22 protein-coding genes are annotated in these 20,692 nt (G+C 69.9%); 11 read left to right on the top strand and 11 right to left on the bottom strand.

All coding sequences use genetic code 11. The annotated features are described in order from the left end of the window. Positions 1–3: 3 nt before the first annotated feature. Genes IE307_RS01490 through IE307_RS01475 form a run of 4 tightly spaced genes read right to left on the bottom strand, consistent with a single transcriptional unit; the run spans position 4 to position 3,890 of the window. Complete coding sequence (locus tag IE307_RS01490) at positions 4–966, bottom strand: ferredoxin--NADP reductase (protein WP_191295611.1); 963 nt, start codon at positions 964–966, stop codon at positions 4–6. Beyond that, positions 959–1,198: a hypothetical protein gene (locus IE307_RS01485; protein ID WP_308436327.1), complete on the bottom strand. Its 240-nt coding sequence runs from the start codon at positions 1,196–1,198 to the stop codon at positions 959–961. Before IE307_RS01485 ends, IE307_RS01490 begins: the two co-directional genes overlap by 8 nt. After that, positions 1,195–2,322 carry a 3-ketosteroid-9-alpha-monooxygenase, oxygenase component gene (locus IE307_RS01480; RefSeq protein ID WP_191295610.1) on the bottom strand — a complete coding sequence of 376 codons (1,128 nt, stop codon included), beginning with the start codon at positions 2,320–2,322 and terminating at the stop codon, positions 1,195–1,197. The genes IE307_RS01485 and IE307_RS01480 overlap by 4 nt, the downstream gene beginning before the upstream one ends. Next, positions 2,319–3,890, bottom strand: a complete 1,572-nt coding sequence (locus tag IE307_RS01475; RefSeq protein WP_191295609.1) for an FAD-dependent oxidoreductase — start codon at positions 3,888–3,890, stop codon at positions 2,319–2,321. The genes IE307_RS01480 and IE307_RS01475 overlap by 4 nt, the downstream gene beginning before the upstream one ends. Positions 3,891–4,005: 115 nt before the next feature. Here IE307_RS01475 and IE307_RS01470 point away from each other — a divergent pair, with 115 nt between their 5' ends. From IE307_RS01470 to hsaB, 8 genes are read left to right on the top strand one after another with little or no spacing between them, the layout of a single operon-like run. Further along, a complete protein-coding gene (locus tag IE307_RS01470; protein ID WP_191295608.1) occupies positions 4,006–5,472 on the top strand; it encodes an FAD-binding protein in 1,467 nt (488 codons plus the stop codon). Further along, a complete protein-coding gene (locus IE307_RS01465) occupies positions 5,466–6,236 on the top strand; it encodes a 2-keto-4-pentenoate hydratase (protein WP_191295607.1) in 771 nt (256 codons plus the stop codon). Before IE307_RS01470 ends, IE307_RS01465 begins: the two co-directional genes overlap by 7 nt. Positions 6,237–6,245: 9 nt before the next feature. After that, positions 6,246–7,133, top strand: a complete 888-nt coding sequence (locus IE307_RS01460; protein ID WP_191295606.1) for an acetaldehyde dehydrogenase (acetylating) — start codon at positions 6,246–6,248, stop codon at positions 7,131–7,133. Then, the gene (dmpG, locus tag IE307_RS01455) at positions 7,090–8,109 is read left to right on the top strand and encodes a 4-hydroxy-2-oxovalerate aldolase (protein ID WP_191295605.1); all 1,020 of its coding nucleotides are present in this window, start codon (positions 7,090–7,092) and stop codon (positions 8,107–8,109) included. Before IE307_RS01460 ends, dmpG begins: the two co-directional genes overlap by 44 nt. Further along, complete coding sequence (gene hsaA / locus IE307_RS01450; protein ID WP_191295604.1) at positions 8,106–9,272, top strand: 3-hydroxy-9,10-secoandrosta-1,3,5(10)-triene-9,17-dione monooxygenase oxygenase subunit; 1,167 nt, start codon at positions 8,106–8,108, stop codon at positions 9,270–9,272. Before dmpG ends, hsaA begins: the two co-directional genes overlap by 4 nt. Before the next feature lie 10 nt (positions 9,273–9,282). Beyond that, positions 9,283–10,092, top strand: coding sequence for a 4,5:9,10-diseco-3-hydroxy-5,9,17-trioxoandrosta-1(10),2-diene-4-oate hydrolase (hsaD, locus tag IE307_RS01445; RefSeq protein WP_191295603.1), 810 nt, complete (start codon positions 9,283–9,285; stop codon positions 10,090–10,092). Then, a complete protein-coding gene (gene hsaC, locus IE307_RS01440; protein WP_191295602.1) occupies positions 10,092–10,994 on the top strand; it encodes an iron-dependent extradiol dioxygenase HsaC in 903 nt (300 codons plus the stop codon). Before hsaD ends, hsaC begins: the two co-directional genes overlap by 1 nt. Then, complete coding sequence (gene hsaB / locus IE307_RS01435) at positions 10,958–11,530, top strand: 3-hydroxy-9,10-secoandrosta-1,3,5(10)-triene-9,17-dione monooxygenase reductase subunit (RefSeq protein WP_229904274.1); 573 nt, start codon at positions 10,958–10,960, stop codon at positions 11,528–11,530. Before hsaC ends, hsaB begins: the two co-directional genes overlap by 37 nt. On the opposite strand, the gene IE307_RS01430 is transcribed toward hsaB, so the two are convergent. Then, entirely contained in the window at positions 11,516–12,331 is an 816-nt protein-coding gene (locus tag IE307_RS01430; RefSeq protein ID WP_191295601.1) for a class I SAM-dependent methyltransferase, read from the bottom strand. The genes hsaB and IE307_RS01430 overlap by 15 nt on opposite strands. A 42-nt stretch (positions 12,332–12,373) precedes the next feature. On the opposite strand from IE307_RS01430, the gene IE307_RS01425 reads away from it, so the two are divergent. Next, positions 12,374–12,763: a helix-turn-helix domain-containing protein gene (locus IE307_RS01425; RefSeq protein ID WP_229904273.1), complete on the top strand. Its 390-nt coding sequence runs from the start codon at positions 12,374–12,376 to the stop codon at positions 12,761–12,763. Here the strand turns inward: IE307_RS01425 and IE307_RS01420 are convergent. From IE307_RS01420 to IE307_RS01395, 6 genes are all read right to left on the bottom strand, one after another. Beyond that, a complete protein-coding gene (locus IE307_RS01420) occupies positions 12,760–13,353 on the bottom strand; it encodes a hypothetical protein (protein ID WP_191295600.1) in 594 nt (197 codons plus the stop codon). The genes IE307_RS01425 and IE307_RS01420 overlap by 4 nt on opposite strands. A 171-nt stretch (positions 13,354–13,524) precedes the next feature. Beyond that, a complete protein-coding gene (locus IE307_RS01415; RefSeq protein ID WP_191295599.1) occupies positions 13,525–14,493 on the bottom strand; it encodes an acyl-CoA dehydrogenase family protein in 969 nt (322 codons plus the stop codon). Continuing rightward, positions 14,490–15,443, bottom strand: a complete 954-nt coding sequence (locus IE307_RS47230) for an acyl-CoA dehydrogenase family protein (RefSeq protein ID WP_191295598.1) — start codon at positions 15,441–15,443, stop codon at positions 14,490–14,492. The genes IE307_RS01415 and IE307_RS47230 overlap by 4 nt, the downstream gene beginning before the upstream one ends. Next, the gene (locus IE307_RS01405; RefSeq protein WP_191295597.1) at positions 15,440–16,531 is read right to left on the bottom strand and encodes an acyl-CoA dehydrogenase family protein; all 1,092 of its coding nucleotides are present in this window, start codon (positions 16,529–16,531) and stop codon (positions 15,440–15,442) included. Before IE307_RS01405 ends, IE307_RS47230 begins: the two co-directional genes overlap by 4 nt. After that, positions 16,531–17,361, bottom strand: a complete 831-nt coding sequence (locus IE307_RS01400) for an enoyl-CoA hydratase (RefSeq protein WP_191295596.1) — start codon at positions 17,359–17,361, stop codon at positions 16,531–16,533. The genes IE307_RS01405 and IE307_RS01400 overlap by 1 nt, the downstream gene beginning before the upstream one ends. Next, entirely contained in the window at positions 17,358–18,878 is a 1,521-nt protein-coding gene (locus IE307_RS01395; RefSeq protein WP_191295595.1) for a FadD3 family acyl-CoA ligase, read from the bottom strand. Before IE307_RS01395 ends, IE307_RS01400 begins: the two co-directional genes overlap by 4 nt. Between IE307_RS01395 and IE307_RS01390 the strand changes: the two genes are divergently transcribed. Both IE307_RS01390 and IE307_RS01385 read left to right on the top strand, forming a co-directional pair. Then, positions 18,877–19,950, top strand: a complete 1,074-nt coding sequence (locus IE307_RS01390) for an acyl-CoA dehydrogenase family protein (protein ID WP_191295594.1) — start codon at positions 18,877–18,879, stop codon at positions 19,948–19,950. The two genes, IE307_RS01395 and IE307_RS01390, sit on opposite strands and share 2 nt — an antisense overlap. After that, positions 19,947–20,690: an SDR family oxidoreductase gene (locus IE307_RS01385; RefSeq protein ID WP_191295593.1), complete on the top strand. Its 744-nt coding sequence runs from the start codon at positions 19,947–19,949 to the stop codon at positions 20,688–20,690. The genes IE307_RS01390 and IE307_RS01385 overlap by 4 nt, the downstream gene beginning before the upstream one ends. Positions 20,691–20,692: the final 2 nt, after the last annotated feature.

Here is a 20,692-nt window from a genome sequence, read left to right as displayed (position 1 = left end):
CCCTCACTCGTAGGTGATCTTCACGGTGTCGGTGACCGGGACCGACTGGCACGCCAGCACGATGCCCTCGGCGATGTCCTCGGAGTCGAGCACGTCGTTGTTGAGCATCTTGACCTCGCCCTCGACCAGCCGGCACGCGCACGCGCTGCACGCACCCTCGCGGCACGAGTAGGGCGCGTCGAGTCCCTTCTCCAGCAACAGGTCGAGCAGCTTCGTCCGCGCGGGCCACGGCAACCGGTGCAGCTCGCCGTCGAGCGAGACCTCGACCGCCGCGTCCGGCCGGTCGTCGACGACCGGGACCACCTCGGCGAACGGATCGCTGGACAGCGACACGAACTTCTCGACGTGCACCACCGGAACGTCGTGCAACGCCTTGCGGGCGGCCTCCATGAACGGCGCCGGCCCGCACACGAACGCCTCGTCGCAGGGGCGGACGAACGCCCGCAGACCGTGCGGCAGGCCCTGCACCGACTCCAGCCAGTGCACGACGGTCAGCCGGTCGGGGTGCGCGCGGGCCAGTGAGTCCAGCTCGCGCGCGAAGATCACCGACGACTCGTCGCGGTTGGCGTAGAAAAGGAACACCCGCCCGGAACCGCCGGAGAGCACGGCCCGGATGATCGACATGACCGGCGTGATCCCGCTGCCCGCGGCGAACGCGAGCAGCGAGCCGTCGAGCGACGAGGGCGTGAACACCCCGGCCGGTGCCAGCACGTCCAGTTCCATGCCCGCCCGCACCTCGGAGCACATCCAGAGCGACCCGTACCCGTCCGGTGTCCGCTTGACGGTGATCTTCAACGGCTCGCCCGGTGCGCTGGACAGCGAGTAGCAGCGCGCCACGTCACCGGCCCGCACGGTCAGGAACTGGCCCGGCCGCGGTGAGAAGTCCGCGCCCGACAGCACGAACGAACGCGCGTCGGCGGTCTCCTCGATGACGGCGTCGACCCGCAGCCGGTGCACCTCAGCCATCGGTGACCTCCAGCGTTCCCTCGCGCACGGCTTTCTCGATGCTGTCGCGCAACCGCAGGCAGGTCGGCACCAACGCGAGCCTCGCACCGCACAGCTCGGGGCAGTTCCGGGTGTCGGACAGCCACTGCACGCTGGTGTGCTGCGGGCTGTTCTTCTTCACCAGGACGCGGTTCCCGCAGTCGCAGCCCACCGGGACCATGCCCCCGGCCAGGAACTCGTCGCGCTCGCTCACGTCGCCTGCTCCTGACGTGCGAGATTCTCGGCGACCTCCTTCTCCCACACCTCGATCGCCCGGCTCGTGTCGACCTCGAACTCGAAGCGCCGCACCATGTCGTCCGACACGTCCTCGACGTCGACGTAGAACTGCTCGTACCAGCGCCGGAGCTGGTAGACCGGCCCGTCCTCCTCGCACAGCAACGGGTTGTCGATGCGCGACTTGTTCTGCCAGATCTCCACGTCCTGCAGGAACCCGACGCCGATGCCGCGCGCGAACTTGGCCGCGATCTTGTCGGCGTGCTCGTCGTCCACGCCGGGCAGCTTCTTCACGATCGCGCCCCACTGGAGCTTGAACGACGTCGGCGAGATCGGGTAGTGGCAGTTGATCAGCACGGTCTCGATCTCGAGGCCCTTGTAGTCGTTCCACAGGTAGTCGATCATGTACGACGGCCCGTGGTACGCGGCCTCCGACCGCACTTCCACGTCACCGGTGTAGTTCGAGCCCATCGCCACGTCCGGACGCCCGCGCGTGGTCAGGTACTGCGAGGCGACGTGGCCCTCCATCACGTTCTTGAAGTAGGTCGGGAACGCGAAGTGGATGTAGAAGAAGTGGGCCATGTCGACGACGTTGTCGATGATCTCGCGGCAGTTCGCGTTGTCGATCACGACCGAGTCCCAGGTCCAGTTGCTCCACTCGCTGCTGAACGCCGACTCGATCCGCGGGATCGTGACGTGCTCGGGCGGGGGGTTGCCCTGCGGGTCGTTCCACACGAAGAGCTGCTTGTTCTCCTCGAGCGTGATCCACGACCGGGTGCGTGCCCGCAGCGGAACCCGCTTGGCGTAGGGGATGTCGACGCACTTGCCGTTGCCCGCCCAGCGCCAGTCGTGGAACGGGCACGCGATGTTGTTGCCCTTGATGGTGCCCTGGGTGAGGTCGCCGCCCATGTGCCGGCAGTACCCGTCCAGCACGTTGATCTTGCCGTCCTCCGAGGCGAACACCACGAGCTTCGTGCCGAACGCCTCGATGGCGTGGGGCTTGCCGTCACGGAAGCTGCTCGCGAGGCCGAGGCAGTGCCAGCCGCGCGCGAACCGTGCCGGCGGGACGCCCGCGTCGATCGTCCGCACACCGTCCTGCGTCATCGCTTTCCTCCAGAGATGTCGAGGCCGGCGAGATATCCGAACGTCATCGCCGGTCCGAGGGTGGCGCCCGCGCCCGCGTAGGTGTGGCCCATGACGGAAGCGCTGGTGTTGCCCGCCGCGTACAGGCCCTCGATCACGGAACCGTCCTCGCGCAGCACGCGTGCGGAGGCGTCGGTGCGCAGGCCGCCCTTGGTGCCGAGGTCGCCGGGCACGATCCTGACCGCGTAGAACGGGCCGGTGGTCAGCGGCGCGAGGTTGGGGTTCGGCTTGGTGCGCGGGTCGCCGTAGTAGCGGTCGTACGCGCTGTCGCCGCGGTGGAAGTCGGGGTCCTCGCCGTCGATGCTGAGGGTGTTGAACCGCCGCACGGTGTCCACGAGTTCCGGGAGGTCTGCCTGCTGCGCGAGTTCCTCCAGGCTGGGCGCGGTGAGGATCGAGTCCTTCCAGCGCCGGGGCAGGGGGCGGCGCGGCGGGATGCCGCAGAACGGGTAGCGGCTGCGGTAGGAGTGGTCGAAGACGAGCCACGTGTCGCCGGTCATCGCGTTGACCACGTCGATGTAGGGCGCGGCCTCGTTGACGAACCGGCGACCGACCTCGTCGACCAGCACGCAGCCGGGCAGGGACCGTTCGGCCAGCAGGAAGAACGGGCCGCGCGGCAACGGGACGGACGGGCCCCACCAGGCGTCGTCCATCAGCCCGACGGCGGCGCCGGCCCGTTGACCCGCCTCGATGCCGTCGCCCGTGTTGGCCTTGGCCCCCACCGTCCACTCCGTACCGATGTTCTGGTGCTGCTTGCGCATCTGCTCGTTGTTCTCGAACCCGCCGGACGCCAGCACGACGTGCTTCGCGAGGATGAGCTTCTCTCCGACGAGAACCCCTGCCACGCGGCCGTTCTCGTGGTGCAGGTCGGTCATCGCGGTGTTGAGCCTGATCTCGACGTTCAACGCCTTCAGGCCCGCTCTGAGCCCGGCGGTCAGCGCCTGGCCCATGGTCAGGCGGCGGCCCGGCAGGAACCGGCGCGCGAACACCTTGGCGGCCGTGACGATGCCGCGCGGGTGGCGTCCGATCAGCGTCAGCCACCGGTAGTCGGTCTGGGTGATCACGATGCCCGCGGGTGTCGGCACGTACGGCGGTTCGAGGTCGTTGATCTCGTCGCCGAGCAGCTTCGCGTTGAACGGCAACGGCTCGACCGAGCGGCCGCGCGGCTGACCGCCGGGCGCCTCGGGGTAGTAGTCGGAGTAGTCGCGGACCCAGCGGAACTTCAGCGGCGTGTGCGCGCAGACGAACGCCAGCATGGCCGGTCCGGCGTCCAGGAACGCCTCCCGCAGTTCGGCCGGGACCTCGCTCGCGATGTGCGCGAGGTAGGTGCTGGCCCGCTCTGGCGAGTCGCTGACGCCGTTGGCGGCGACCACGGCGTTGTTCGGCGCCCAGATGCCGCCGCCCGACCGCGCGGTCGAACCGCCGTAGTGCGCGGCCTTCTCGATGATCAAGGTCCGCAGGCCGCTTTGAGCGGTGCAGAGCGCGGCTGTCATGCCCGCCGCGCCGCTGCCGACGACGATCACGTCGTACATCGCACCTCCCCGGAGCTCAGACTAGAACAGGTTATAGTTCTGAGGCGGTTTGGCGCTATGGTGTAGGAGTTCCAGGCAAGTCGACTCACCGAGAACGTGTTCCGGGAGGGTAGGCGTGGAGGTCACCGCTGACGTGGTCGTCATCGGCTTCGGCGCGGCCGGCGCGTGCGCCGCCGTCGAGGCCGCGTCGACCGGTGCGTCCGTGGTGGTGCTGGACAGGTTCGGCGGTGGAGGCGCGACCGCGTTGTCCGGCGGTGTCGTCTACGCGGGCGGCGGGACGCGGCAGCAGGTCGAGGCCGGTGTCGCCGACTCCGTCGACGCGATGTACTCCTACCTGCGCCACGAGGTCCGGGACGCGGTGTCGCCGCAGACCCTGCGGCGGTTCTGCGAGGACAGTGCCAAGACGCTGGCCTGGCTCGAGGACCAGGGCGTCCCGTTCGACGCGCGGGTGTCGCCGTTCAAGACCTCCTACCCGACCGACGACCACTACCTCTACCTGTCCGGCAGCGAGGACGCCTGGCCCGACCCGGCACCGCGCGGACATCGGACCAGGGCGAAGGGCACGTCGGGCAGGGCGTTCTTCACCCGGCTGGCCGAGGCCACCCGGCGTGCGGGAGTGCGGGTCATGCCGCAGACCCGTGCCGTGGAACTGGTTCTCGAGGACGGCCGGGTCACGGGCGTGCGGTGCCGGACCCTCACCGGGTTCCCGCGCGCTCTGCACAGCGCGTTGTCCAAGGCGGGGGCGAAGCCGTGGCTCTACTACCCGCCGTTGGGCCGAAGGCTGTTCGGGCTGGCCGAGTGGCTCGAACGGTTCGGTCGGCCGGTGGTGGTGAAGGCCGGGCGGGGCGTGGTCATCGCGGCCGGCGGTTTCATCGCGAACCGGGCCCTGGTGCACGAGCACGCACCGGCGTACCGAGGCGGGCTCGCGCTGGGCACGCCCGGCGACGACGGCGGAGGGATCCGCCTGGGCGTCGCCGCCGGTGGCACGACCGCGCGGATGGACAAGATCTCGGTGTGGCGGTTCGTCACACCGCCGAGCGCGTTGCAGCGCGGGGTCCTGGTCGACTCGGCCGGGCAGCGCTTCGGCGACGCGACCTTGTACGGCGCGGCCAACGGCACCGCGATCGTCGGACGCGGCGGGAAGGCCTGGCTGCTGATCGACGACGAGATCCTCCGGACCGCGCGTGCCCAGGTGAAGACGCAGACCGCGCCGTTCCAGCGCTGGCAGGTCCGCTACCTGCTGGGACGCGGGATGGTGACCGCCCCGACCATCGACGAGGTGGCCCGGAAGGTCGGAATCGCGACGCCGGAGGCGTTCGGGACGCCGCCGTACTCGTTGATCAACGTGTCGGTGCGCGCGGGGTTCGGCTACCCGTGCCCGATGCTCACGCTCGGAGGCCTCGTCGTGGACGAGGACACCGGTCAGGTGCGCGGAGTCCCGGGCCTGTACGCGGCGGGCCGGTCGGCGGTCGGGGTGTGCTCGGAGTCCTACGTCAGCGGTCTCGCGCTCGCCGACTGCGTCTTCTCGGGCCGTCGCGCGGGGCACCACGCTGCCACATCGACAGGGGAGGCCAGGTGCTGACGATCGGGTCCAGGGAGGCGGCCGCCGCACTGCTGCGCGCGGCGGAACGCGACCGCGTGCCGATCAAACCGCTGGTGGAGCTGTATCCCGAGATCGACGTCGTCGACGCGTACGAGATCCAGCTGCTCAACGTCCGCCACCGCAACCGCGACGTGATCGGCCACAAGGTCGGGCTCTCGTCGCTCGCGATGCAGCAGATGATGGGCGTCGACGAACCCGACTACGGCCACCTGCTCGACGACATGCAGCTCGCCGGCACCGCCGACGCGTCGGCCTACCTGTACCCGCGGGTCGAGGTGGAGATCGCGTTCCTGCTGGCCCGCGACCTGCCCGGCGAGGGCTGCACCGTCTCCGACGTGCTGGACGCCACCGAGTTCGTCGCACCGGCCATCGAGCTGATCGACAGCCGGATCGAGAACTGGCGGATCGGGCTGCAGGACACCATCGCCGACAACGCCTCGTCGGCCGGGTTCATGCTCGGCTCCGAGCGCGTGCGTCCGTCCGAACTGGACATCGGCGCCGTCGCGGCCACGTTGCGGCGCAACGGTGAGGTCGTCGCCGAAGGACGTGGTGACGCCGTGCTGGGCGATCCGGCGATCGCGGTGGCGTGGCTCGCCGCGAAGGTCGCGAGCTTCGGCGTCCGGCTGCTGGCGGGCGACATCGTGCTGCCCGGTTCGTGCACGCGTGCCATCGACGCCAGGCCTGGCGACGAGTTCCACGCCGAGTTCGCCGGACTCGGCTCCGTTGACCTGAAATTCGAATGAGGTGACTGGGTGAAGGCGGCCATCGTCGGCTCCGGCAACATCGGCACCGACCTGCTCCACAAGCTCCTGCGCTCGCAGGTGCTCGACCCGCGCTGGATGGTGGGCATCGACCCGTCCAGCGAGGGGCTGAAGCGCGCGGCGTCGCTGGGGCTCGAGGTCTCGGTCGACGGCGCGGAGTGGTTGCTGCGCCAGGACGAGCTGCCGGACATCGTCTTCGAGGCGACGTCTGCGGCGGTGCACAGGGCCAACGCCCCGCGCTACGCCGAGGCGGGCATCCGGGCGATCGACCTGACACCGGCCGCGGTCGGCCCGTACGTCGTGCCGCCGGTGAACCTCGGCGAGCACCGGGACGCGCCGAACATCAACCTGATCACGTGCGGCGGCCAGGCCACGATCCCCATGGTGCACGCCGTGTCCCGGGTCGTGCCGGTGTCGTACGCGGAGATCGTCGCGAGCGTCGCGTCGGTGTCGGCGGGACCGGGCACACGCGCCAACATCGACGAGTTCACCCGCACCACCAGCCACGGCATCGAGGCGATCGGGGGTGCCGCGAAGGGCAAGGCGATCATCGTGCTGAACCCGGCGGACCCGCCGATGATCATGCGCGACACGATCTTCTGCGCGATCCCCGAGGACGTCGACCCGGACCCGATCACCGACTCGATCGCCCGGATGGAGACCGACATGCGGTCGTACGTCCCGGGATTTCGCCTGTTGCGCGAACCGCAGTACGACGCAGGCCGCGTGGCGATCTTCGTGGAGGTCGCGGGAGCGGGCGACTTCCTGCCGGAGTACGCCGGGAACCTCGACATCATGACGGCCGCCGCGACCAAGGTGGGGGAGGAGATCGCCCGTGCAGCATCTGAGCCTGCGGCTGACCGACACGTCACTGCGTGACGGCTCGCACCACAAGCGCCATCAGTTCACGGCCGACGACGTGCGCTCGATCGTCGCGGCGCTCGATGGTGCCGGAGTACCGGTCATCGAGGTGACGCACGGCGACGGGCTGGGCGGGTCGTCGTTCAACTACGGCTTCAGCCACACCCCCGAGCAGGAGCTGATCAAGGTCGCCGCCGCGACGGCGACGCAGGCCAAGATCGCCGTGCTGATGCTGCCGGGTGTCGGGGTGAAGGACGACATCCTGGTGTCGCAGGACAACGGGGCCTCGATCGTCCGGATCGCCACGCACTGCACCGAGGCCGACGTCTCCGTGCAGCACTTCGCGCTGGCTCGTGAGCGCGGGCTGGAGACCGTCGGGTTCCTGATGATGGCCCACTCGCAGCCACCCGAGGCGTTGGCGAAGCAGGCCCGCATCATGGCGGACGCGGGGTGCCAGTGCGTCTACGTGGTCGACTCGGCCGGAGCTCTTGTCCTGGAACAGGTTTCCGAGCGCGTCGAAGCTCTGGTCGCCGAGTTGGGCTCGGACGCCCAGGTCGGTTTCCACGGGCACGAGAACCTCGGGCTGAGCGTCGCGAACTCCGTCGCCGCGGCACGGGCCGGGGCGAAGCAGATCGACGGCAGCGTGCGCGGTTTCGGTGCCGGAGCGGGGAACACACCGCTCGAAGCGTTCGTCGGCGTCTGCGACAAGCTCGGCTTCGAGACCGGCGTCGACTTCTTCAAGATCGTGGACGCGGCCGAGGACGTGGTCCGGCCCGTCATGCCCGAGGAGTGCCTGCTCGACCGGATGGCGCTGATGATGGGCTACGCGGGCGTCTACTCCAGCTTCCTCAAACACGCCTACACGCAGGCGAAGCGCTACGGCGTGTCCGGCGCGCAGATCCTCGTCCGGGCGGGCGAGCGCAAGCTCGTGGGCGGGCAGGAGGACCAGCTGATCGACATCGCACTGGAGCTGAGCCGGGAGGGAGTCCGATGAGCGAGGAGATCCTCGGCAAGGTGCGGGAACTGCTGCCTGCTCTCGCCGAACGCGCGGCCGAGGCGGAGGAGTTGCGCAGGGTGCCGCCGGAGTCGGTGAAGGCGTTGCAGGAGGCCGGTTTCTTCCGGATGCTGCAGCCCGCGCGGTACGGCGGCTTCGAGTCGCACCCGCTCGACTTCTACACCGCGGTCAGGATGATCGGCAGCGCGTGCGGGTCGACGGGCTGGGTCGCGTCGGTGCTGGGCGTGCACCCGTGGCACGTCGGGCTGTTCGACGTGAAGGCGCAGGACGAGGTGTTCGGCGAGGACCAGGACACGCGGATCTCATCTTCTTATGCGCCAACAGGTCGTGCGACTGCGGTGGAGGGCGGGTTCCGGTTCAGCGGCAAGTGGAGCTTCTCGTCCGGCTGCGACCACGCGACGTGGGTGCTGCTCGGCGGCCTCGTGATGAACGACGAGGGCAAGCCGATCGACTTCCGGACGTTCCTGCTGCCGATCGCCGACTACACGATCAACGACGTGTGGGACACGGTCGGCCTGCGCGGCACGGGCAGCAACGACATCGTGGTGGACGACGTGTTCGTGCCGGAGCACCGGGCGCTGAGCATGTCCCACACCGCGCGCTGCAAGTGCCCTGGCCAGGAGGTCAACCCCGGTCCGTTGTTCCGCATGCCGTACGGGACGATCCACCCGTACGCGGTGACGGCGCCGATCATCGGCATGGCGACCGGGGCGTACGCACTCCACGTCGGCGCGACCCGGGACCGCGTCCGCGCGGCCTACCTGGGGGAGAAGTCGGTCGACGACCCGTTCGCACAGGTCAGGATCGCGACCGCGGCGGCAGACGTCGACATCGCGTGGTGGACGCTGGAGAAGGACATCAACGACGAGTGGGCGCACGCCGTCGCCGGCACGAAGATCCCGATCGACCTCCGCCTGCGGGCGCGGCGCGACCAGGTGCTCGGCAGCGGGCGGGCGCTCGCCGCGATCGATCTGCTCTTCGAGAGCGCGGGCGGCAAGGCGATCAACGCCGGACTGCCGTTGCCCCGCTTCTGGCGCGACGCGCACGCCGCACGGGTGCACGCGGGCAACGACCCGGAGCGCGTGCTCGTGCTGTACGGCAAGAACGAGCTCGGCATCCAGGTCCGCGACGGGCTGTTCTGAGGGGGCGTTGATGAGCGTGCGATTGCACTACCACGAGGCGGGCGCGGACAACGCCGAGACGCTGGTCATGCTGCACGGCGGCGGGCCCGGCGCGTCGTCCCTGTCTAACTTCCGCGCCAACATCCCGGTGTTCGCGAAGTCGTTCCGCGTGCTGGCGGTCGACATGCCGGGGTACGGCCAGTCGGACAAGCCGGCCGAGCACGACCAGTACTTCTCCTTCGCCTCCAGGGCGTTGAAGGACCTGCTGGACTCGCTCGAGGTCGAACAGGCCCACATCCTGGGCAACTCGCTCGGCGGCGGCACGGCGGTCCGGTTCGCCCTGGACCACGGCAAGCGCGCCGGTCGCCTGGTCCTGATGGGGCCGGGCGGGTTGTCGTTGAACGTCTTCTCGCCCGACCCGACCGAAGGCGTGCGCAAGCTCAGCGCGTTCGCCAGGACGCCCACGCGGGAGAAGATCGAGGAGTTCCTGCGGATCATGGTGTTCGACCAGTCGCTGATCACCGACGAGCTGATCGACGAACGGTTCGAGGCGGCGTCGAAGCCGGAGTCGTTGCGCGCCATGGCCGCGCTGGGCAAGTCGTTCTCCGGCCCCGACTTCGAGCAGGGCATGCTCTGGCGCGAGGCGTACCGGTTGCGCCAGCGGGTGTTGCTGGTGTGGGGCCGCGAGGACCGGGTCAACCCGCTCGACGGCGCGTTGCTGGCGACGAAGCTGATCCCGCGCGCACAGCTGCACGTGTTCGGCGGCTGCGGACATTGGGCGCAGCTCGAGAAGTTCGACGAGTTCAACAGGCTCGCCCTCGACTTTCTCACGGAGGCGTGATGGGCATCCGATCGCTTGCGTACCTCCGGATCGAGGCCACCGACATGGGCCGGTGGCGCGAGTTCGGGCTCAAGGTCCTCGGCATGGTGGAAGGCAAGGGGTCCGTCGAAGGCGCGTTGTACCTGCGCATGGACGACTTCCCGGCACGGCTGGTGATCGTGCCCGGTGCGCAGGACCGGTTGCAGGTCTCCGGCTGGGAGGCCGCCACCGAGGCCGAACTGGAAGAGGTCGCGAAACGCCTGGCCTCGGCCGGCGTCGCGTACGTCGAGGGCACCGCCGAGGACCTGGCCGAACGGCGCGTCAACGGGCTGATCCGCTTCGAGGACCCGTCCGGCAACACGCTGGAGGTGTTCCACGGCGCGGCTTTGGAACACCGGCGCGTCGTGTCGCCCTACGGGCACCGGTTCGTGACGGAGGACCAGGGACTCGGGCACGTCGTGCTGTCCACTTCGGACGACGAGGCCGCGCTGCACTTCTACCGCGACGTGCTGGGGTTCCGGCTGCGCGACTCGATGCGCCTGCCCCCGCAGTTCGTCGGCAGGCCCGCCGACGGCCCACCCGCGTGGCTGCGGTTCTTCGGCTGCAACCCGCGCCACCACAGCCTCGCGTTCCTGCCCATGCCGACACCCAGCGGGATCGTGCACCTCATGGTCGAGGTCGAGAACACCGACGACGTCGGCCTGACCTTGGACCGGGCTCTGCGGCGAAAGGTCCCGATGTCGGCGACGCTCGGCCGGCACGTCAACGACCTGATGTTGTCGTTCTACATGAAGACGCCCGGCGGGTTCGACGTCGAGTTCGGTTGCGAGGGACGGCAGGTGTCCGATGAGGACTGGATCGCACGCGAGAGCACGGCGGTGAGCCTGTGGGGACACGACTTCAGCGTTGGCCACCAGAAGTAGGAGCCCGCTACCGCTCCGTCCTCGGGCACTTCTGCACCGGTGTGACGGTGGTGACCGGCATGTCGCCGGACGGCCCGGTGGGGTTCGCCTGCCAGTCGTTCGCCGCGCTGTCGCTCGACCCGCCGCTGGTCGTGTTCTGTCCACAACGGACCTCGCGCAGTTGGGCGGCGATGGCGTCCTCCGGCTCGTTCTGCGTGAACGTGCTGGCGGAGGACCAGCGTGAGATCTCGTCGGTCTTCGGCAGGGCCGGTGCGGACAAGTTCTCCGGGATCTCCTGGACGCCGTCGGCCACGGGCGCTCCGGTGCTCGACGGCGCTCTGACGTGGGTCGACTGCGAGGTGTCGGTCGTGCACGACGCCGGCGACCACCACATGGTCGTCGGTTCCGTCGTTGAACTCGGCCCGGTGCGCGAGGCGCAGCCGCTGCTGTTCTACCGCGGCCGCTACGCCTCGCACGCCGAACTGGACACCCGCGGCTGGTCCGGCGAGGTCCTGGACAACCTGCTGACCTGGCAGCGGCAGTCAGAGTGGAGCTGACGCGGTGACCAGCCAGCAGGCGCCCGGCACCCGCACCTCGTCGCCGTGCACGAAGGAGTCGAACGCGCCCCGGACCTCGGCCATCATCGCGCCGCGGTCCTCCTCCGGCGCGGCGCGCAGCGCACGGGAGATCGGGCCGAGGTTGCTCAGGTACGGCACCAACAGGGACTCGGGGATCGTGCAGGTCCGGTCGACGCGCTCGATGCCGATCTCGCTCCAGCCCGCGCTGCCGAGCACCGCGCGGGTCCGGCCGGGGTCCGCGAGCGAGTGCGGGCCCGGGCCGTCCGGGTCGGGCGCGGGTGCGTCGGGGGCCAGGGTCGCGGCGACCTCGGACGCGGTGGTCATGAACGGGTTCTCGTCCCTGGTCCGCCACGTGACGAAGCACAGCTCACCGCCGGCCGCGGTGGCCTTGAGCAGGTTGCCGAAAGCGGCCGCCGGGTCGTCGAAGAACATCACCCCGAACCTGCTCACGACCAGGTCGAAGCTCGTGTCGAACGCGTGCACCTGCGCGTCGGCCAGGAGGTACTCCGCTCCGCCGCGCTCGCGTGCCGCCGCCAGCATCGACTCGGCGATGTCGACGCCCAGGCAGTCCGCGCCGGTGGCCCCGGCGATCGCCCGGGTCACGGCACCCGTGCCGCACCCGACGTCGAGGACCCTGGTGCGCGGCCGGCGGGTCGCGGCCTGCACGAGCACGTCCTGGAAGGGTTCGAGCATCAGGCCCACGATCTCCTGCGCCTGGGCCCACCCCTGCCCGGCGGCGTTCCAGAGGGCGGCCTGTGCGCTGTTCGCCTCAGATGTCATGCTCCTACCGTCCTACTTCAAGTCGGCTTGAGGTCAAGTGTCGTGGACTCCGTTGAGATCGGCATCGGCGAAGTGGTCCGCCGTTCGGGCGTGCCCGCCTCCACTCTGCGCTACTACGAGGAACGCGGCCTGATCGCGTCCGTGCGGAGGCAGGGCCTGACGCGGGTGTTCACGTCGGCCGTGCTGGACCAGCTGGCGTTGATCGCGGTGTGCCGCACGGCGGGGTTCTCGCTGGACGAGATCACCCTGATGTTCTCGCCGGACGGCCGCCCGTCGCCGAACCGCGCGATGCTCGCCGCCAAGGCCGACGAGCTGGACGCGACGATCCAGAAGCTGGCGTCGATGCGCGACGACCTGCGGCACGCGGCGGCGTGCCCGGCGCCGACGCACCTGGAGTGTCCGGCGTTCCGCCGCGTGCTGGGGCAGACCTAGATGCTCCAGACCTGCGGGGCGACCGTCACGGCGGCGGCCTGGTAGGGCGGCAGCAGCCTGCCCTCGACCACGACCTCGAGCGGCCACTTCTCCTTCAGCACGACCCACAACCGCCCCGACAGCCCGGCGAACGCGCCCAGCAGGTTGGCGTTCTCGGTGGTCTGCAGCACGTAGACCCACTTCGCGCCGTCCCGCGCGCCGTCGAGCGGTTCGCGCCAGGCGCGGCGCAGGCGGCGGCCTCCGTGCCGGGCGGCGTCGGCGGACAGCACCACGTCCGCCTTGGCCGGGTCGGCCGCGTTCGGCGGGGCGACGGCGCTGAAGCGGTACGCGACGGGCGGCACCTCGTCGATGCTCGGCACCGCGGCGAGATCAGGGCTGTCGGGATCATCCAAAGTGGTCGCGATGAGCTCGCGCTCCTCGGCCGTGATGCCGATGTTCTCGTAGGCCATGGACAGCAGCAGCGTCGCCTCGGCCTGCGCGGGCTCGCCACCGAAGTAGTCCTCGCGCACCGACCGCAGCGTGTCGTCTTCCAACCGGCCCGCAAGTCGCGCGCACAGGTCGGTGACTGCGGCGTAGGTCTTCACATCCACGCTCCCAGGTCCAGCTGCCGTTGCCGCCGGCGCCGGGCGGGAACGACGTTCGACAACACCGTCGTCGGCACGAGCACCCCGTCGACCACGCCCGCGTAGTTATAGGCCCATGCCGGGTCGCCGTTGGTGTTCTTGGTGGGTTTGGGGCGTCGAGTCCAGGGAGAACGATGATCACCCGAGGGTGGAACGGGAGAGTCGGTCCAGGTGCTCGCGCGGACTGCCGAACAGCTGGCCGCTGCCGTGCGCCCGTTTGAGGTAGAGGTGCGCGTCGTGCTCCCACGTGATCGCGATGCCGCCGTGCAGCTGGACCATCTCGGCCGCGACCTTGAAGAACGCCTCCGAGCAGTACACCTTCGCCACCGCCGCGGACACCTCGTCGGTCGCGGCCTCCGCTGCCGACCTGGCCGTCTCCACCAGGACGTGCATGTCGGCCATGCGGTGCTTCAGCGCCTGGAACGAGCCGATCGGCTTGCCGAACTGGACCCGCGTCTTCGTGTACTCGACGGTGAGTTCGAGTGCCCTTGCCGCGGCACCGACCTGTTCCGCGCTCAGCGCGGCCAGTGCGACGTCACGGATCCGAGGCGACCAACGGCCCAGGCGAGTGGTCTCCGCGCCGTCGAGGTGAACGGTGGCCAGGCGGCGCGTCTGGTCCATCGCCGGGGTGTGTTCACGGGTGACGGTGGCGAGGTCGACCTCGTAGAGGTCGGTGCCGTCGGTGGCGAGGAGGATCTCGGCGGTGTCGCCGTCCAGGACGTACCGCGCCGTGCCGTCGAGGCCGGTCTGGGCGTTGTCCCACGGCCAGACGAGCGTGGCGACGGCGCCGTCCGCGATCCGTGGCAACAACCGGGCGCACGCCTCCTCGTTACCCGCCTCCAGCAGTGCTCTTGCGGCCATCATCGAGGCCAGCAGCGGTGCCGGGGTGAGGGTGCGGCCGAGTTCTTGCAGCACCACCAGGGTTTCCGGCAGCTCGGCGCCGGATCCGCCGTACTGCTCGGGGATCGGGAGGACGCCGATGTCGCACAGCCGCGCCCACACGTCCTTGTCGTGGCCGTGCGGGGTCTCGACGGCCGCGCGGACGTCCGAGTGCTTGTCGAGCAGGCTGCGGACGGCGTCCCGCAACGCGAGTTGTTCCGGTGTCACAACGCCTCCAGCACGCGTGCTCGGTGCATCGACGGACTGCCCCACGCCGTGCGCAGGGCTCGGGTCTGCAGCAGGAACCGGCCGAGGTCGTGCTCGGCGGTGTAACCGATGGCGCCGTGCACCTGCAGCGCGGTGCGGGCGGCCTGCCAGGCGGCGTCGGAGGTGGCGACCTTGGCGGCCGAGACGTCGCGCGACGACAGGGTCACGGCCGCGCCGAACACCAGTGGGCGGGCCATTTCCAGGCCGATCAGGACGTTCGCGAGGTGGTGCTTGACCGCCTGGAACTGGCCGATGGGCTTGCCGAACTGGGCACGCGCCTTGGCGTGCTCGGTGGTCATCTCGAGCATGGCGCGGCCGAGGCCCAGGAGTTGAGCGGAGGTGGTGAGGACGCCGAGGTCGAACGCGCGGGCCGCTGGGACGTCGGTGGCGAGGACCTGGCCGGCGGACAGTTCGTGCAGGCGGCGGGCCGGGTCGATCGAGGGGAGTTCGGTGGTGGGGGTGGCCTCGCGGAGCGTGTCGCCCTCGACGAGCAGGTAGTGGTCGGCTTCGACGGCGTGGGGGAGGAGAGGCGGGAAGGCGACGGACCACGTCCCACTCGCTTCCCCAGCCCCAGCCCCAGCCCCAGCCCCAGCCCCAGCCCCAGCCCCGACACCAGGCCCAGCCCCAGTTTCAGCCCCAGCCCCAGCCCCAGTTTCAGCCCTGACCCCGACCCCAGCCCCGGCACCAGGCCCAGGCCCAACTTCAGCCCGCAACGCCGGCACGACCGCCAGCGACTCCACCCAGGGCCCCGCCACCGCGTGATGTCCCAACTCCTCGAACACCACCACCAGGTCGACCGGATCGCTCACCTCGTCCACCCCGAGCGAGGCCAGGTCGGTTCTCCCGGCTCCCAGAAAGCCGTGCAGCACCCCGCCCAGGTCCGTCTGCTCCGACGACAGCGTGAACATCATCGCGGCAGCCCCAGGAGTCGTTCGGCGATCACGTTGCGCTGGATCTCGTTGGTGCCGGCGTAGATCGGGCCCGACAGCGAGAACAGCCATCCGTCCCGCCATCCCGGCGCGACCTCGCCGAGCAGGTCCATCGCGGTCTCGTGCAGGGCCACGTCGAGCTCGGACCAGAACACCTTCGTCACGCTCGCGGCCGGCCCGCTCAACGGCTGCGCCAGTGCGCCGAACGTGTGGAGCCGGTAGGCCTGCGCGCCGATCCACGCGTCGACGACGCGGTCGCGCAACGCCGGGTCGGGGTTCTTGCGGTACAGCTCGACCAGCCTCGACGCGGCGGCCGTGAAACGGCCTGGGGAACGCAGGGTCAGGCCGCGTTCGTTGCCCGCGGTGCTCATCGCCACGCGCCAGCCGTCGCCGACCTCGCCCACCACGTCGTGGTCCGGCACGAACACGTCGTCGAGGAAGATCTCGGCGAAGCCCGGTTCGCCGTCGAGCTGGGTGATCGGGCGGACCGTGACGCCGGGGGCGCGCAGGTCGAAGAGCAGGTAGGTCAGGCCGCGGTGTCGTTCGCCGGGGCCGGTGCGGAACAGGCCGAACGCCCTGTCCGCGAATGCCGCGCGTGAGCTCCAGGTCTTCTGGCCGCGCAGCAGCCAGCCGCCGTCGGAGCGGACGGCCGTGCTGCGCAACGATGCCAGGTCCGACCCGGCCTCGGGCTCGGACCAGGCCTGCGCCCACACCACGTCCGCGCGGGCCATCGAGGGCAGGATCCGGGCACGTTGCTCGTCGGTGCCGTGGGCGAACAACGTCGGCGCCAGCAGGAAGATGCCGTTCTGCGAGACGCGGCCCGGCGCCCCCGAGGCGTGGTACTCCTCCTCGAACACCAGCCACTGCAGCAAAGACGCCTCCCTGCCACCGAACTCAGCGGGCCACGAGACCACCGACAGCCGTTCGGAGGCCAGCAGCCGTTCCCACGAGCGGTGCTCCTCGAACCCGCCGGCGGTGTCCATCGAGGACAGAGGACGGACGTGCGAAGCCAGCCAGGCGCGCACCTCGGCCTGGAACGACAGGGTCCCGGCGTCCAGCGAGAGGTCCATCAGCCGGAGGCCTTCTTCATCGAACGGGCGTCCATCCCGGCCAGCGCGTCGGAGCTCACCTCGGCGTTGTGCGCGTGCGCGAAGTGGTGCAACCCGAACACCGAGTCCATCCCGGCGCGCATCCCCATCAGGTCCTCGGACTGGTTGACCGCCTTCTTGGCCAGCGCGAGCCCGAACCGGGGCATCGCCGAGATCCGCCCGGCCAGCTCGAAGGTCGACGACTCCAGCGAGGCACGCGGAACGACGCGCGACACCATGCCCCACTCGTAGGCGCGCTGGGCCGAGAACCGGTCGCCGGTGAAGAGCACCTCCTTGGCGGCGCGAGGGCCGAGCATCCACGGGTGCGCGAAGTACTCGACGCCCGGAATTCCCATGCGCACCACGGGATCGGCGAAGAACGCGTCCTCGGCAGCGACGATCAGGTCGCACACCCACGCGAGCATCAGGCCACCGGCGACGCAAGCGCCCTGCACCATCGCGATCGTCGGCTTCGGGATCTCCCGCCACCGCCGGCACATGCCGAGGTAGACCTCCATCTCGCGGGCGAACCGGAGGTCACCGCCCTCGCGGCCGACGTGGTCCCACCACATCACGGCCTTGCGCTCGAAGGAGGTGCCGACGTCACGGCCGGGCGAGCCGATGTCGTGGCCCGCGGAGAAGTGGTCGCCGGCGCCGGCCAGGACGATCACCTTGACCTCGTCGTCGTCCACCGCGCGGGTGAAGGCCTCGTCCAACGCGTAGGTCATCGCCGAGTTCTGCGCGTTGCGGTACTCCGGGCGGTTCATGGTCACGACGGCGACCGCGTCCCGCCGCTCATACGAGACTGTCACGCGTTCTCCTTGCGCAGTTGGGTCTTGAGGACCTTGCCCATGGCGTTGCGGGGGAGTGAGGGGTGGAACTCGACGGCGCGCGGCACCTTGTAGTTCGCGAGGAACGAACGGCAGAACGCGATCACCTCGTCCGCCGTCAGCGAAGAACCAGCGCCCAGAACGATGTGCGCGACGCCGACCTCGCCGAGCCGTGCGTCGGTCATCCCGACCACGGCCGACTCCGCGACCCCCGGCAGCCGTGCCAGCGCCTGCTCGATCTCGGCGGGGTAGACGTTGAAGCCGCCGCAGATGTACATGTCCTTGAGCCGGTCGGTGATCGAGAGGTAGCCGCGTTCGTCGATCTTCCCGACGTCACCGGTGTGCAGCCAGCCGTCGGCGTCGATCGCGGCCGCGGTGGCCCCGGGGTCGTCCAGGTAACCGAGCATCACGTTCGGGCCGCGCAACAGCACCTCGTCCTGGGCGCCCAACCGCAATTCGAACCCGGCCGTCGGCGCACCGCACGTGTGCGCGACGGTCTCCGGTGAGTCCCCGGGACGGCACATGGTGGCGACGACGGCCTCGGTCAGCCCGTACGCGGTCAGCACGGTCAGCGACAGCTCCGCCCGCATCCGTTCGATCAGCACCACGGGCACCACCGCCGCTCCGGTGACCGCTAGCCGCAGGCTCGACAGGTCGAACGAGGCGCGCTCGGGGTGGTCGAGCAACGCCTGGAAGATCGTCGGCGGCCCGGGCAGCACGGTGATCCGTTCCCGTTCGATCAGCCGCATCGTCTCCACGACGTCGAACACCGGCTGCGGCACGATCGCCGCGCCCGTCAGCAGGCAGGCCAGGATCCCGGCCTTGTAACCAAAGGTGTGGAAGAAGGGGTTGACGATAAGGTAGCGATCAGCGGCCGTCAGCTCACCACAGGACGCCCAGGCCTCGGCCACCCCCAGCGACTGCCTGTGCGCGCTCATCGCACCCTTGCTGCGCCCAGTCGTGCCCGACGTGTACATGACGTCGCACAGCTGATCTTCCGACAGCGCGGGAAGGTCTACCTCAGAAGCGACCCACGACGCCGGTAATCGCACCACGGCCGGGAGTTCCGGTGACAACGCCCGCAACTCCTCCTCGCGGTCACGACCGAGGAACTCGCCCTCCACGACCAGCACACGCGCGGCGCTGCGCCGCACCACGTCCAGCGTTTCGGTCGCGGTGAACCGCGTGTTGATCGGCACGAGCGCCGCGCCGGCGTGCAACGCTCCGAGTGCCGCGACCACCCACTGCGCCGAGTTGGGCGCGCACAACGCCACCCGGTCGCCGGGCAGCACGCCCATTCCCGCGAGCGCGCGGGCGGCGTCCCGCACCGCCGAGCGCAGCTCCAGCCAGGTGAGGCGAACCTCCCCGTCCACCAACGCCTCCGCGTCGATGTACGAAGCAGCTGCGCGGTCGAGCACGGCTGAAACCGTTTGCCTGCTTGGAACGTTCGACACGACGCCCTCCAAAGCAAGTGCTTGGTAGGTTAGAGTATGGCGCATGGAGTCCTTCCGGCGCGAGGTGCGGGAATGGTTGTCCGCCAACCTCGTCGGTGAGTTCGCTGAGCTGCGCGGCCTGGGTGGACCGGGTCGCGAGCACGAGGCGTTCGAGGGCAGGCTGCGCTGGCACCGGCACCTCGCGCGGAGCGGGTGGACGTGCCTCGGCTGGCCCGGTGAGCGCAGCGTGGAAGAACAGGTGATCTTCCACGAGGAGTACGCGGAGGCCGACGCCCCGGCGAAGGTCGACATCGTCGGGGAGGGCCTGCTCGGCCCGACGCTCGTCGCGTTCGGCACGCCGGAGCAGAAGGCGCGCTTCCTGCCGAAGATCCGCACGCTCGACGAGCTGTGGTGCCAGGGCTACTCCGAACCGGGCGCCGGATCGGACCTCGCCTCGGTCGCCACCAGGGCCACCCTCGAAGGCGGCCAGTGGGTGATCAACGGCCGGAAGATCTGGACGTCGAACGCGCACTACTCGGACTGGATCTTCGTCCTGTGCCGCACCGAACCCGGTTCGCAGCGGCACAAGGGCCTCTCGTACCTGCTGGTGCCGATGAACCAGCCGGGCATCGAGGTGCGCCCGATCCGCCAGCTCACCGGCACGTCGGAGTTCAACGAGGTCTTCTTCGACGGCGCGGTCACGGCGCGGGAGAACGTCGTCGGCGAGCCCGGCGAGGGCTGGAAGATCGCCATGGCCACCCTCGGCTTCGAGCGCGGCACCGCCATGCTCGGCCACCAGGTCGGCTTCCGGCGGCAGCTCGACGCCATCAGAGCGCAGGCGCCCGAGGACGAACGCCTCACCAGGGCGTGGCTCGAACTGCACGTCATGCGCTCGCACACGATGAGAACGCTGAACGACGACCCCGGGCCGGAGGCGTCCGTGCTGAAACTGTTCTGGGCGGGCTGGCACCGCAGGCTCGGTGAGCTCGCGATGGACTCGCTCGGTCCCGAGTCGATGATCGACGACAACGAGTGGCAGCGCCTGTTCCTGTTCAGCCGCGCGGAGACGATCTACGGCGGCTCGGACGAGATCCAGCGCGAGATCATCGCCCACCGGATCCTGGGGCTGCCGCGATGACCGGCCACGACCTGCTCAAGGACAAGATCGTCGTGGTCACGGCCGCGGCGGGCACCGGCATCGGGTCGGCGACGGCGAAGCGGTGTCTCGAGGAAGGCGCGACGGTCGTGATCAGCGACTGGCACGAGCGCCGCCTCAAGGAGACCCACGAAGCACTGGGCACCGCGCACGCCATCCCGTGCGACGTCACCAACGAGCAGCAGGTGCAGTACCTGGTCGACGAGACGGTCGAGCGGTACGGCCGCATCGACGTGATGGTCAACAACGCCGGCCTCGGCGGTGAGAAGTCCGTGCTGGAGATGGCCGACGACGAGTGGTCGCGCGTCCTGGACGTCACGCTCAACGGCACCTTCCGCTGCACCAGGGCCGCACTACGCCAAATGGTCGTCCAACGAAGCGGTGTCGTCGTTAACAACTCCAGTGTGATCGGCTGGCGCGCCCAGAAGGGTCAAGCCCATTACGCCGCAGCGAAAGCGGGGGTCATGGCGCTGACGAGGTGCGCCGCGATGGACGTCGCCGAGCACGGCATCCGGGTGAACGCGGTCGCCCCGAGCTTGGCGGCGCACCCGTTCCTCGCCAAGGTCACCAGTGAGGAGTTGCTGACGGAACTGGCGTCTCGAGAAGCTTTCGGGCGCGCCGCCGAGCCCTGGGAGGTCGCGAATGTGATCGTGTTCCTCGCCAGCGACTACTCGTCCTACCTGACGGGCGAGGTCGTCTCGGTGAGCAGTCAGCACCCGTGAGG

Origin of the sequence: Lentzea cavernae, from assembly GCF_014653695.1 — a bacterium.
Taxonomy (GTDB): domain Bacteria; phylum Actinomycetota; class Actinomycetes; order Mycobacteriales; family Pseudonocardiaceae; genus Lentzea; species Lentzea cavernae.
Note: the sequence above shows the minus strand (reverse complement) of the source record. Positions and strands in the feature narration are given on the sequence as shown.